The following is a 12,192-nucleotide window of genomic DNA, read 5'->3' as shown; positions in this document are numbered from 1 at the left end:
ACATCGTTAACGCTTTGCTTTTGGTTTAAAAAAAGACGAGACAAGCCTCGTTGCAGACCATTTTGAGCCTTGTGCATCTAAATTACTACATTTTAATAACAAAAATGTGTAGTTATCGAAGTCTTCTTCGTGTTTTTCCGCTTTTTCTCGCAAAAAATGCTCTAAGGTATTCATAGTTCCCAGCACATTGTCACTATCAATAGCTTCATGCATTTGCGACTCGACCACCCATTCCCAAAAGCCGTCTGTACATAACAAAAAACTACACTCAGAGTTAAGTTGTTTAATTTCGTCGCTTACTCGAATCTTATAAGAGTCATCAGGACGGCCTAACGCTTGTAATAACCGGCTGCGATCAGGATGGTTTCTAATTTCTTCCAGTTGAATTTCCCCGGTGTCCACCATAAGTTGCGGTACACTCTGGTCTTTAGTTTGAAACTCAACACCTTGTTGATTAAAAAGGTAAAGACGAACATCGCCTATATGACCCCACATCGCATGACCGTCTTCTATTGCAAGTATCACTAGTGTCGACCGCATTGAGTCGAGATCAGGCAGCTCTTGTTGTTGCTGCCTTATACTGTTTTGAGCATGTTGGAATGCGTCACGAATAACCGACTCTGAGATAATCGAGCCTTCGATTCCCTGAGCATATTGTTGAACGCCTTCTATCGCAGCCTGCGCCGCTATACGCCCACCTTTATGACCGCCTAAACCGTCAGCAACAATAAAGAAATAACCACCGCTCGCTGTGGTGCAAACTCCCCATGCATCTTGATTCTCGCTTCTACCTCCGCGATCGGTAATCACGGATAGCGAACCTAAATTACTTAACGTGTCGTTATACTCGGCACGTTGGTCTGCAGTTTCTTCGTGTCTCGAGCGAATCAACACGACAGGAGTTCCTTATTACTTATTACGGTATTACTCAGCATGGTTTAAAAGCCCTTCAATTGCACTTTTAAATTCAGGTGAAATAAACCACAAAATGATTGCAGCCGCTGCTACCACGGCAATGCCGAGCAACAATTTGCTTGTTCCTTTCTTCTTTTGTGGTTCTTGTTTAAGTGAGTCCGACTTATCCCTAGAACTAGGAAGTTCAACCTGGGTTGCTGGTGTTTCGGGAGTGCTAGGAGTGCTTTGTTCTTGAGGTTTCTGGCGAGACATTGAGTTTTCGCTTTCAGAGCGAACAATAATGACGGTCGTATTGTCTTGATGACTCAAACCTTTCTTTTCAACAGCTTGCAATAATCCCTTTACAGCTAACTCTGGGTCACCGTCGTTCTCATTGATAACTGAGGCTATTTCCCCATCTTCCTCTTCAGACAAGGTTTGAATACCATCACTAGCTAAAACAATAAGCTCGCCTTCCCCGAATTGACCACTCTGAACGTCATACTTTTCAATGCTTTTACCCATAACTGCAGAAGTTATTGCATGGCGATCTGGATGCGCGTTAGCTTCTTCGAGTGTCATTTCACCTGCTTCGACCAATTTTTTAAGGTCTTCGAAAAAAGCATGGTTGGCATTGATGCGTTGAAGTTTACCGTTAGAGTGTTTGTATAGTGGACTGTCGCCTACACTGATAAAGCTGTATTCACCAGTTGGTTCATGCAATAACAAAGCTATGACTGTAGTGCCCATGCCCACCAATTCATTCTGTTCGGTGAGCTTTTCTTGCATAACTACATTGGCGTGATTGAGAGCTGTTTTCAATGTCTGTTCACGATCATCAATGGTCGTTAAATTACTGAAAAAGTCGCGGAAAGCTGAGCAAACCAATTTACTGGCAACGTTACCTGCGTTATGGCCTCCCATACCGTCAGCTAATACATAAAGACGATACCCGTTCTCTAGAATCAGGTTTGTTCTATCGTCCTGTTGCTCTTCTCGTTGTCCGACGATTGCACCGTCATAAAAGTTTGCTTGCATGCTGTTTCCTTTTCTTCTTATCGGTTCTATACAACAGCTATCTTCGATTAATATTAGCCCCTTGAGCGATAGCCCAATCGCGGCCCTGATTCCGACGCACATCGTTACCTCGGAATACCCCACGAGAGCGAGGATACGCAGCAACACCGTCTAAATTATTCGTAACTTCATTATTCTGGAAAGTGGGATTACCGTCACTTGCTAGAGCTATTCCGACAACCGTGTTGTTCATTATCTGATTATCTGAAAACTCGCCGGTGCCACCTTCGTGTAAATAAATTCCTACCTCAGAGTCTCTAAACGTATTATTTCTATAGTTAACGGAGCTAGAGCCCTTAATTTCACTGTTGGCAATGGAGTTTTCATAAACTTCGTTACCGATGAAAGTACCACGACCATTTTCATAAACAAACACGCCAACTTGTTGACTACTATGAATTTGATTGTTTCTAAAGGTTGGGTTCGCTTGTGTTGTTACGACTACGTTTGACAACCTATGCCCGTAAATCACATTGTCACGGAAAGATCCTGTGGCATTGTCGTAAACAAAAACTCCACTTGAGTTACCCTCATAAATTTCGTTATTTGCGACAACGGGGTTAGCTTCGTCGGACACAGAGACTCCGGCTCTTTCATTTTGATATATGCGATTAGAACGTAATTCACCTTGTGCACTCTCTGTGAATACAACGCCCTCTTCTTGGTTGTCAAAAATCGCGTTGTCGCGAACCAAAACATTTTCACTTCGTGTTAAATATATGCCCGCCATGCGGTTGTTGCGGATGTCATTCTCTACGATCTCTCCGCCTGCACCGTTGTGCACGTATACACCGCTATACTGCGACTGAAAGATCTCGTTATTTTGAATAACAGGTGCGGAATTCGCATCCCTAATTTCTATATTCGCCAGTTCATGACCATGAATTCTGTTATTGCGAATAACACCTCTACCACCGTCGAATACGAAAATACCGGTCTGCGTTCCTGAATGAACTTCGCTGTTCTGTATTGTTGGGTTTGCTCCACTTCGAATAGCGACTGCGGCGCCTGAAGTAGAACGGATATCTAATCCATCCAATACAGGTTCGCCGTTGTCTATTAAAACAGCAAAAATAGAGTTCGGTCCTTCTAATTGGCGAATCATTAGGTTCGAAACATTCGCGTTATCCGCTCTAACGTGTAGCGCGTAGGAGCTTTGCCCTACAATAGTTACGTCTTCGCCTGAGGTTACGCCGGTTAAACTCACGTCCTTATAAAGCCTTACCGACTCAGTATACTCTCCTGGATAAATTTCAATTGTAGCACCAGGCTCTGCCGCATCTATCGCTTCTTGAATAGAAGCAAAGTCTTGCCCTAGACCAACGGTAACGCGGTCTCCAAGGCGAGAAAGTAGATCTATCGCTTGATTTGCTTGTTCTTTATTGGCGCAATTTACGCAGCTTTCTAGGTAGTCTTCGTAAGCCGCTATGGTATTTGTACCCGCCGCATAGTCCCACGCAGTCTGCTCTCGCATCTCCTGCTCTAATGCTTGCTCCATAGCAACACGTTGGTCACGTAACCGGTTGTATTCGCGTTGAGCTTCGGGTTGGTAATTACAGGCTTCACATTGTTCAAGATAGCGGGCATAACTCTCTTCTGAGCCCTGGCGGTTAGCCGAACGCCATAAAGCTGTATCAGCTTCTGCAAGCCTCTGGGCTTCTATTTGATTAATTTGAGCATTTGCTGCCTCACGCTGCTCGCAAATTTGGCACTCATCGATATATTGTTGGTAACTTTGTATGGTTCCCTGCGCACCTGCCACGTTCCACAAGCGTTGATCAGCTGCGAGTGCAGCTGATCGCTCAGCAGCTTCCTGGAGATCTTCGATATTTTGTAAGGCTTGTTCTTGTTGCTCACAGAGTTGGCAGTTATCTACATAGTCGTTAAAAGCACTAATACTGTTTTGCTCAACTGCAGTAGTCCAAAGGCTTTCGTCTTGTGCTCTTTGTCTGCGTTGTATTTCTTCCTGTTGTTGCTGCGCCGACTCTTGTGCGGTCTGAGTTTCCGTTTCTAATGTTGTAGCTTCTTCATCATCAACAGAATCTGAAGATGTATTTTCATTACTCTGTTCAGCTCGCTCTTCAGGTTGTTCGCGCTCGTTGTTTACATTGGCTTCAATGTCCGCAACCACCTGTGTATCTTGTTCTGTGCCTTCATCACCGCCATCTTGTGCTGTGCTTGCCGTTTGTTCATCAGCATTAGATGTTTCACCTGAGGTAAGGCTAACTTCAGTGTCAGACTCTTTTAAATAGCTATCCCAATACCAATAACCACCACCCGCTAATGCCAACAGAATAATGATAGAAAACAAAGCGGGAAGTTTAGACTTCCTCTTCGGACTAGATTTAGAAGAGTCTTTTTCGACGCTACTGGAAGACACTCGAGACGTAAGTGGTGCGTCTGGAACGATACCATCAGGAGTTACAGGATCCGCCTCATCACGTGTTGCCGCAATGGTTTTAGGTGCCGACTCTGGTCTTGGCGCGTCGTGTTCCATTAACGCTAGTTGATAAGAAAAAGCATCTTGGAATCGGTCCGGAGCTTTTACCGACAATGCCTTATCTACCGCTTGCAAAAACGCCACAGAATATATCTGTGTTAAATGTTCGCGTTGTGCTAGTGGCTCTACCGGATCGTGCTCAAGTCGGTTTGGTGCTTCTTCAGGCATGTCACCTGTAATCGCCTGAAACATACATGCTGCAAGGCTGTAAAAGTCTAATGCGGGAGTGAAGTCACCCTTAGAGCGATATTGTTCCCAAGGAGCAAAATGCGGGGTTAGAACTTGAGTTAATGCCCTGCTTTTTTCTCCGATAGCAAGACGTGCTGCGCCAAAGTCAATAAGAACCGGGTTGCCGTTATCAGTAATGTAGATGTTTTCGGGCTTGATATCGCGGTGTAATAAGCCCTTCTGATGGATATATTTCAACCCTTCTAATATTGGTACAAAGATTTCCAATAGCGAACTTTGCGAAGGCTGAGGGTTCTGTTTAATCCATTCATGCAGTGTAATGCCATCTAGAAAAGGCATAACAAAGTAAGCCGTGCCATTTGCTTCAAATAAGTCACTAACTTTTACAATGTTTGGGTGACTGAGCTCATGAACAAAGCGGGCTTCTTGGAAAAAGCTGTCTAAGCCCCACCTAAAAAGCTCTGTATCGGAAGAACTTTTAGGTGTAACTGTGGCGCTTTCGTGTTCTCGTAACGCGCTGTCAGGAAGGTATTCCTTAATAACATGACGGGTGTTTAATAGGTTGTGTTCTGCTAAATAAGTAATACCGAAGGCTCCGGACCCGAGAACCTCGATAATTCGATACGAATGTAGCGTTACCCCAGCTTGTAGAGCGTCTTTTCTTTGCTCAATCGCCATATATTTACACCCTAAATGCGTCTAATTTTATTTTTTCTGCACACTTCTCAAGATGTCGGTTATCCCCGCAACTGCTCCACCTACATTAGCTAATTCTGCCGGAATAATCATACTGTTATTTTCTTTGGCTAGATTTCCAAATTCTTTTACATATTGCTCTGCAACGCGCAAGTTAACCGCGTCTTTTCCGCCTGGTTCGTTAATTGCCAAAGCAATTTTCTTCAACCCCTCAGCCGTTGCTTCTGCAACCAGTTGGATTTCTTGTGCGCGGCCTTCAGCCTCGTTAATCTGTTTCTGTTTTTCTGCTTCTGAAAGGTTAATAACTTCTTGTTTTTGACCTTCTGAAACATTAATCATTGCTTGACGTTCACCCTCAGATTTAGCAATTGCCGCGCGTCGTTCGCGCTCGGCTCTCATTTGCTGCTCTAAGGCGTCTTTAATACTGGCAGGCAGCTCAATATCCGAGATTTCATAACGTAGTACTTTCACACCCCAAGGCGATGCGGCTTCGTCTAAAGCCTGTACTACAGCCTCATTAATTTTCGCACGCTCTTCAAACGTTTTATCCAAGTCGGTTTGGCCGATAACAGAACGCATTGTCGTTTGCGCTAACTGAGATGCTGCATAGCGATAGTCATTAATACCGTAACTCGCTCTGTGAGCGTCTATCACCTGCAAATAAAGAATACCGTCGATACCAACTTGAATATTGTCTTTCGTTACACAGGCTTGACGCGTTACATCGATAACTTCTTCTTTCAGCGTATGAACGTAAGCAACTTTGTCGATAAACGGAATGAGTAGATGAAAGCCTGAATCAAGAGTTCGATGGTATTTACCTAATCGTTCAATGACAAAATTGGTACGTTGGGGCACAATGCGCGCAGTTTTTAAAATAACAACAATAACTGCTAGTGCGAGGCCTATAGCTAATACTGAGCCGAATTGAATATCCATTATCGATTCCTAGTTACTTTATTTTTTGTTTTGAAACAGTTAAATGAATGCCGTCGTGGCTAACTACCCAAGCAACATCACCTTTCTCTAACTCATCTTCTGAGCGTGCGTCCCACTGAACACCGTTTAAGACGACACGCCCAGCACCGCCTTCAAACGTTTTATGTACCGTAACACGCTCACCCAGCTCTTCTTGGAACTTTGATTGAGCATCTGTTTGGTCTTTAGTAAAGCCAATAAACCAAGTTTTTAATTTGTTTCTTGCGAGCAATAGAGTGGCAATACTTACCACACTAAAAACAATAAGCTGACTAGAGAAAGCGCTGATTACACCCAGTTGAAAAAGGATACCAGTGACAAGCGCACCAACGCCTAGGAACACCGCAACAATACTTGTTGCCAGAAGCTCAGAAATAATCAGAATAATGCCAATTACAATCCAAATAATACCGGTGGTCATTCGCTGTCTCCTGTTGCGTATACACCTTCCACGAAAACTTTTTCCTGTTTTGCGTCTGTAACCCGCACGTTTGCGCTATGCGCACTGCATTTTAACTCCATCGGTAAGATAACCGGCCGTTTAAAGCCTATTTGCAATTGCGTTACTTCTTGCTGCAAAGAGCTTTCGATGCTTGCCTGCATTCTTGCTACCGAATACATACCGTGAATAATCGGTCTTGCAAACCCAAACCACCTTGATAGCCATCTATGCAGGTGAATTGGGTTATAGTCCCCCGAGAGTCTAGCGTACTTTCTACCAAGGTCACTTTTAAGGTGCCATTCAGAAATAACACTCCAGCCGTCCTGCTCTACTTTCTCTGCTCTCGTGCGAGACTTGCTTTTCTGGCCGCCACCTACTTGATAACTGCTCTTACACGTTACAACGCATTTTTCGTCTTGGTAAAATTTAACGATATATTGCGGCCGAACTCTTTTTCGCGCACCAGCTCTTGGCGGGAATTCAATACATACATGGAGTACGAAAGGTTTATGTACCTGCACGGTCTCATGAAGTTCCATTTCATTCGCCACGTGCACCATGCCCAGGATGGGCCAAGGGAATTTGTCGTCTAGCATAAGAGCCAAATGAGCACGCTGTGCCACTAGATAAAAATAAGTCAGTGGAACTTCACTCACAAAACCCGGGAACATTGATTTATATTCTTCTAAATGGGATGGCTTTATAGGCGCACAAGAATAAGTGCGTTCCAAGTCCTCAATCTCGTCTTGCTGGGCGCCCTTACGCGAAATAGTAGGTAACGCTTTAACCAACATAAGCGGGAGTTCAGGTAATGAATTCATGGAACTTCGTTGCTGCGACAAATCCATGCTCATGCAGCATTCTCCTTATAATTCTTTGCTAGCAATCTAACACATCGATAACGATAGATTAACAAATCTCAGGCATTTCATTAAATTATTTTATTCTGCTCCGAGCAGCTATGTTTTAGTTGCTTCTTGCTCTTGCACTAAATTCCACTTGCAGTGTCGAAAGCTCGGGATTGTCGAACTCAATATTGAGCTCCCACTGCATTTGAGGTTCAGCGCATGCCCCCAGGCGAAGATGTGCTTCTAGCGTGTCGGGACTCGATTGGCTAAACATGACTGGGACTTTACCCATATACATATTTATACCTTCTAAATAGGCATTCTTTACGCCCACCAATTGTTCACTCTTGATCTGTATAACAATCGGTTGCTCTTCGGGCATAGTTACATCTGAGGCATGCAGTGTAACGGTAGAGCCACTTAAAGCGTACGTACACTCGGGAAGTTGACTATTCAGGTCGCAAAACGGGGAAGGTAATATGTCTGATGTACGGCTGCATCCAACAATAAAGGAACAAGAGATTAAAACAGCGTACAACCATAAATGCTTCATTCTGGTATTCCTAAAGGGCGTGAAATCTGCCTACTAATTAAGCTAACAGGTAATATACTACTCAAAAGGTTGATCAAAGTCATAAAAATGCGTTTTGCAAACGTGCAATTTATACCTAAACTTCGTAGAATACACTCGTTCAAGTTAGCAGATACGCTGACGATGAAAACGATTAAACTAGTCTCGCAACCTCAAGCGGATATAAATAGTAATGAGTCAAACTATTTCACAACCTATTGATTACAACCTTAAAGTCGTGAAGCAATTTACTATTGCAACGATTTTCTGGGGCATCATTGGCATGAGCGTTGGTGTGCTTCTAGCCGCCCAACTCGTATGGCCAGCATTAAACTTCGACCTGCCGTGGTTAACCTATTCAAGGCTACGTCCATTGCACACCAATGCGGTTATTTTTGCGTTTGGTTCAAGTGCTTTGTTTGCGACGGCCTATTACATCTCACAGAAAACCTGCCAAACGCGGTTATTTTCCGATAAGTTGGCGGCGTTCACGTTCTGGGGGTGGCAAGCAGTAATTGTTGCTGCGGTAATTACTCTACCTATGGGGATTACAACAACCAAAGAATACGCAGAACTAGAGTGGCCAATATCCATACTCATTCTACTCGTTTGGGTTGCGTTCATTATTGTGTTCTTCGGTACACTCGCTATTCGCCGAACTTCACATATTTATGTAGCTAACTGGTTCTACGGTGGCTTTATACTCGCTGTTGCTATGCTTCACATCGCAAACAACTTAGCGATTCCAGTAAGCTTTACTAAGTCGTACTCTATCTATTCAGGTGCAGTGGATGCCATGATTCAGTGGTGGTACGGGCACAACGCTGTAGGCTTCCTGCTTACTGCGGGCTTCTTGGGTATGATGTATTACTTCGTTCCTAAGCAAGCTGAACGGCCAGTTTACTCTTACCGTTTATCTATTGTTCACTTCTGGGCATTGATTACCATTTATATATGGGCAGGCCCTCACCACCTTCATTACACAGCGTTACCAGACTGGGCGCAAAACGTGGGTATGGTGATGTCAGTTATTCTTTTCGTTCCTTCATGGGGTGGAATGATTAACGGTATTATGACGCTATCAGGTGCATGGCATAAGCTTCGTACCGACCCAATACTACGTTTCCTTATCGTGTCATTGTCATTCTACGGAATGTCGACTTTCGAAGGACCTATGATGGCAATTAAGTCAGTGAACGCGTTGTCTCACTACACTGACTGGACCATCGGCCACGTTCACTCGGGAGCGTTGGGTTGGGTTGCCATGATTACCATCGGCGCGATGTACCACCTTGTACCGGTACTTTTCGATCGCGAACGTATGTACAGCATCAAACTGATTAATACCCACTTCTGGTTGCACACTATTGGTGTAGTTCTGTACATCGTAGCAATGTGGATTTCTGGGGTAACTCAAGGCTTGATGTGGAATGCAACAAATACTGACGGTACGCTAACTTACAGCTTCGTCGAAAGTTTGGTTGCTTCTAAACCATTCTATTTCATTCGTTTTGTTGGTGGCGTGTTTATCGTTACGGGTATGCTGATCATGGCGTACAACGTATGGAAAACATGCCGTGGTACGGCGCTTCGCAAAGGTGAAGCAATGCCGCAAGCAGAAACAGCTTAAGGAGTCATAGAATCATGAGTAAGAACAAACATGAATTCGTTGAAAAGCACGTAGGTTGGCTTGCGGTATTTGCAATCGTGGCAATTTCTATCGGTGGTTTAGTAGAGATTACTCCCCTACTATTCCAACGTCAGGTTAACGAGCCAGTGCAAAACCTAACGCCTTACACACCGCTGCAACTTGAAGGTCGCGACATTTATATTCGCGAAGGTTGTGTAGGTTGCCACAGTCAAATGATTCGTCCACTGCGTCATGAAACAGAGCGTTATGGTCACTACTCGGTAGCTGGTGAGTCTGTATGGGAGTTTCCATTCCTTTGGGGCTCAAAGCGCACAGGACCTGATCTAGCTCGTGTCGGCGAACGTTATTCAGATGAGTGGCATTATGTACATTTAATGGACCCTAGAGCGGTAGTTCCTGAGTCAAACATGCCTGGCTTCCCTTGGTTGGCAGAGCGTGAACTTACCGGCGAGCTAACGGAACGCAAAATGAGAGCATTCCAACGTTTGGGTGTGCCATACACAGATGAAGATATCGAAGGTGCTGGTAGCGAAGTTGCAGGTAAAACAGAAATGGAAGCATTGATTGCTTATCTGCAAACACTTGGCACAGCGCTGAAGTAAGGAGTCGTAATGAGTGGAGCATCGTTTAATGCTTGGTACACACTCGTTGTATTCGGCATCATTATATTAGTATGTGTCTGGGCCTTTTTACCTAGAAATAAATCTAAGTTTGATGATATTGCCAAATCTGTGATTGAAGACGAAAAATCGGGCTCTTCTGAAGAAGATTCAAAGAGCCCAAAACGGGAGTCTAAAAAAGATGAGTAGCTTCTGGAGTGGTTGGATTATTGTACTTACCCTAGGTACGTTAATCGCCCTAATGATTTTATTAAGATGGAACATGAAGAACTACACCGACGTTGAAGAAGGTGAGTCCATGGGCCATTCATTTGACGGCATTGAAGAGCTCAATAACCCACTACCAAAATGGTGGACTATTTTGTTCTGGGCCTGCTTTGTTTGGGGCTTCTTATATTTGGCGTTTTACCCTGGCTTAGGTAATTTCCAAGGTTTACTAGGCTGGAAGAGCTCAAACCAACACGTACTCTCGCTAGAAGAGTCTAGAGAAGCTACAGAGCGTGCGAGAGAGCAAGGTTTAAACGTTCAATACGACCGTGAAATCCGTCGTGCAGAAGACGAGTTCGGACCTATCTTCCAACAGTATGCGCAGCTTAGCATCGAAGAAATTGCGCACAACGAAGATGCGCTTAGAGTCGGTCAGCGTTTGTTCTTGCAAAACTGTTCACAGTGTCACGGTTCAGATGCTCGTGGCTCAGTAGGCTTCCCTAACCTTACTGATGGTGTATTCAGCTGGGGCGGAGAGCCAGAGCAAATTTACACCACCATTATGGATGGTCGCCAAGCTCAAATGCCTGCATTTTTAGAGCAATTCGGTGAACAAGGCATTACTGAGGTTGCAACCTACGTATTAAGCCTTAGCGGACGTACAGTAGACAGAGACTTAGCCCGCGCAGGCGAGCAACGCTTTGTAGTTTGTGCTGCTTGTCACGGGCAAGACGGTAAAGGCAACACAGCGATGGGCGCACCTAACCTAACCGACAGTGTTTGGTTGTATGGTGGTTCTCAACGTGCGGTAGAAGAAACTTTGCGTTACGGCCGTAACGGCGTTATGCCACAGTGGGAATCCATTCTGGGTGAAGACAAAGTGAAAATTTTGTCTGGCTATATCTACAGCCTTAACCAACCCTCTGAATAACTGAAAATTAAGTGAGCATGGAAAGCCCCTAATTCAGGGGCTTTTTTCTAGCAGTGAGAAGTAATATGGCAGTGAACCAAACATCAGACCAAGAACCTCGCCCGTGGTATAAGTTTTTCTGGGTGTGGTTTTTAATTGGGCTTAAGTCCTCAGTAATTATTGCCTGTATTGTTACCGGCGTGATCATATACAACAATCCTACTTCCATGGTTGTCGATGATTATTATGAAGAAGGCAGAGCTATAAATTTGCGGCTTGAAAAGGTTGAGCGCGCCATAGAACTAGACATTGTATTAACTGCAGAGTTTTCTGAAGACCAAGTTGTGGTTCGCTTTATTAGTGGCAATGTCGATGATGGTTCGGCTATTAGACTCAACTTCTACCACCCTACACTTTCGCGACGAGATTTTCAGATGCGTTTAACTCGAGCAGCAGACGGTGCATACCGTGGAATGCTACCACGCGAAATTAGCGGACATTGGCGGGTTGATGTAACACCATTCGACCAAGCATGGGAAGTACGCCAAAACATTCATTTACCGGCTCCAGGTGTTATTGAGCTGCGACCGCTCGACTATGGTGTATAGA

12 protein-coding genes are annotated in these 12,192 nt (G+C 44.4%); 5 read left to right on the top strand and 7 right to left on the bottom strand.

Annotated features, from left to right (window positions below; genetic code table 11):
- Positions 1-6: 6 nt before the first annotated feature.
- The 7 genes from EYQ95_RS03045 to EYQ95_RS03015 form a co-directional block, all read right to left on the bottom strand.
- On the bottom strand, positions 7-894 hold the full coding sequence (locus EYQ95_RS03045) for a PP2C family serine/threonine-protein phosphatase (RefSeq protein ID WP_111914171.1): 888 nt from the start codon (positions 892-894) through the stop codon (positions 7-9).
- 30 nt (positions 895-924) lie between these two features.
- Positions 925-1,932, bottom strand: coding sequence for a PP2C family serine/threonine-protein phosphatase (locus EYQ95_RS03040; RefSeq protein WP_165831920.1), 1,008 nt, complete (start codon positions 1,930-1,932; stop codon positions 925-927).
- 37 nt (positions 1,933-1,969) lie between these two features.
- Complete coding sequence (locus EYQ95_RS26330) at positions 1,970-5,338, bottom strand: right-handed parallel beta-helix repeat-containing protein (protein WP_111914173.1); 3,369 nt, start codon at positions 5,336-5,338, stop codon at positions 1,970-1,972.
- A gap of 27 nt (positions 5,339-5,365) precedes the next feature.
- Positions 5,366-6,295: an SPFH domain-containing protein gene (locus EYQ95_RS03030; RefSeq protein WP_111914174.1), complete on the bottom strand. Its 930-nt coding sequence runs from the start codon at positions 6,293-6,295 to the stop codon at positions 5,366-5,368.
- Positions 6,296-6,308: 13 nt separating this feature from the next.
- Positions 6,309-6,755 carry an NfeD family protein gene (locus EYQ95_RS03025; RefSeq protein ID WP_111914175.1) on the bottom strand — a complete coding sequence of 149 codons (447 nt, stop codon included), beginning with the start codon at positions 6,753-6,755 and terminating at the stop codon, positions 6,309-6,311.
- Entirely contained in the window at positions 6,752-7,630 is an 879-nt protein-coding gene (locus EYQ95_RS03020; protein ID WP_111914176.1) for a MaoC/PaaZ C-terminal domain-containing protein, read from the bottom strand. The genes EYQ95_RS03025 and EYQ95_RS03020 overlap by 4 nt, the downstream gene beginning before the upstream one ends.
- A gap of 112 nt (positions 7,631-7,742) precedes the next feature.
- Positions 7,743-8,177, bottom strand: coding sequence for a hypothetical protein (locus tag EYQ95_RS03015; RefSeq protein ID WP_126266327.1), 435 nt, complete (start codon positions 8,175-8,177; stop codon positions 7,743-7,745).
- Positions 8,178-8,388: 211 nt separating this feature from the next.
- On the opposite strand from EYQ95_RS03015, the gene ccoN reads away from it, so the two are divergent.
- The 5 genes from ccoN to EYQ95_RS02990 all read left to right on the top strand — a co-directional run bounded on the left by ccoN (position 8,389) and on the right by EYQ95_RS02990 (position 12,191).
- Positions 8,389-9,825: a cytochrome-c oxidase, cbb3-type subunit I gene (gene ccoN / locus EYQ95_RS03010; RefSeq protein ID WP_111914179.1), complete on the top strand. Its 1,437-nt coding sequence runs from the start codon at positions 8,389-8,391 to the stop codon at positions 9,823-9,825.
- Between the two features lie 14 nt (positions 9,826-9,839).
- Complete coding sequence (gene ccoO, locus EYQ95_RS03005) at positions 9,840-10,448, top strand: cytochrome-c oxidase, cbb3-type subunit II (protein ID WP_111914180.1); 609 nt, start codon at positions 9,840-9,842, stop codon at positions 10,446-10,448.
- A gap of 9 nt (positions 10,449-10,457) precedes the next feature.
- Positions 10,458-10,655: a cbb3-type cytochrome c oxidase subunit 3 gene (locus tag EYQ95_RS03000; protein WP_111914181.1), complete on the top strand. Its 198-nt coding sequence runs from the start codon at positions 10,458-10,460 to the stop codon at positions 10,653-10,655.
- Positions 10,648-11,604 carry a cytochrome-c oxidase, cbb3-type subunit III gene (gene ccoP / locus EYQ95_RS02995; RefSeq protein ID WP_111914182.1) on the top strand — a complete coding sequence of 319 codons (957 nt, stop codon included), beginning with the start codon at positions 10,648-10,650 and terminating at the stop codon, positions 11,602-11,604. The genes EYQ95_RS03000 and ccoP overlap by 8 nt, the downstream gene beginning before the upstream one ends.
- Positions 11,605-11,669: 65 nt before the next feature.
- A complete protein-coding gene (locus EYQ95_RS02990; RefSeq protein ID WP_111914183.1) occupies positions 11,670-12,191 on the top strand; it encodes a FixH family protein in 522 nt (173 codons plus the stop codon).
- The last annotated feature ends 1 nt before the right edge of the window (position 12,192 follow it).

The sequence above is a fragment of the Lysobacter sp. N42 genome, assembly GCF_004344885.1.
This window is presented reverse-complemented; position numbering and strand designations above follow the sequence as displayed.

Excerpts from the sequence above, each read along its gene's own strand:
- EYQ95_RS03040 (WP_165831920.1), bottom strand. The coding sequence starts at position 1,932 with ATGCAAGCAAACTTTTATGACGGTGCAATCGTCGGACAACGAGAAGAG.
- EYQ95_RS26330 (WP_111914173.1), bottom strand. The coding sequence starts at position 5,338 with ATGGCGATTGAGCAAAGAAAAGACGCTCTACAAGCTGGGGTAACGCTA.
- EYQ95_RS03030 (WP_111914174.1), bottom strand. The coding sequence starts at position 6,295 with ATGGATATTCAATTCGGCTCAGTATTAGCTATAGGCCTCGCACTAGCA.
- EYQ95_RS03025 (WP_111914175.1), bottom strand. The coding sequence starts at position 6,755 with ATGACCACCGGTATTATTTGGATTGTAATTGGCATTATTCTGATTATT.
- EYQ95_RS03020 (WP_111914176.1), bottom strand. The coding sequence starts at position 7,630 with ATGAGCATGGATTTGTCGCAGCAACGAAGTTCCATGAATTCATTACCT.
- EYQ95_RS03015 (WP_126266327.1), bottom strand. The coding sequence starts at position 8,177 with ATGAAGCATTTATGGTTGTACGCTGTTTTAATCTCTTGTTCCTTTATT.
- ccoN (WP_111914179.1), top strand. The coding sequence starts at position 8,389 with ATGAGTCAAACTATTTCACAACCTATTGATTACAACCTTAAAGTCGTG.
- ccoO (WP_111914180.1), top strand. The coding sequence starts at position 9,840 with ATGAGTAAGAACAAACATGAATTCGTTGAAAAGCACGTAGGTTGGCTT.
- EYQ95_RS03000 (WP_111914181.1), top strand. The coding sequence starts at position 10,458 with ATGAGTGGAGCATCGTTTAATGCTTGGTACACACTCGTTGTATTCGGC.
- ccoP (WP_111914182.1), top strand. The coding sequence starts at position 10,648 with ATGAGTAGCTTCTGGAGTGGTTGGATTATTGTACTTACCCTAGGTACG.
- EYQ95_RS02990 (WP_111914183.1), top strand. The coding sequence starts at position 11,670 with ATGGCAGTGAACCAAACATCAGACCAAGAACCTCGCCCGTGGTATAAG.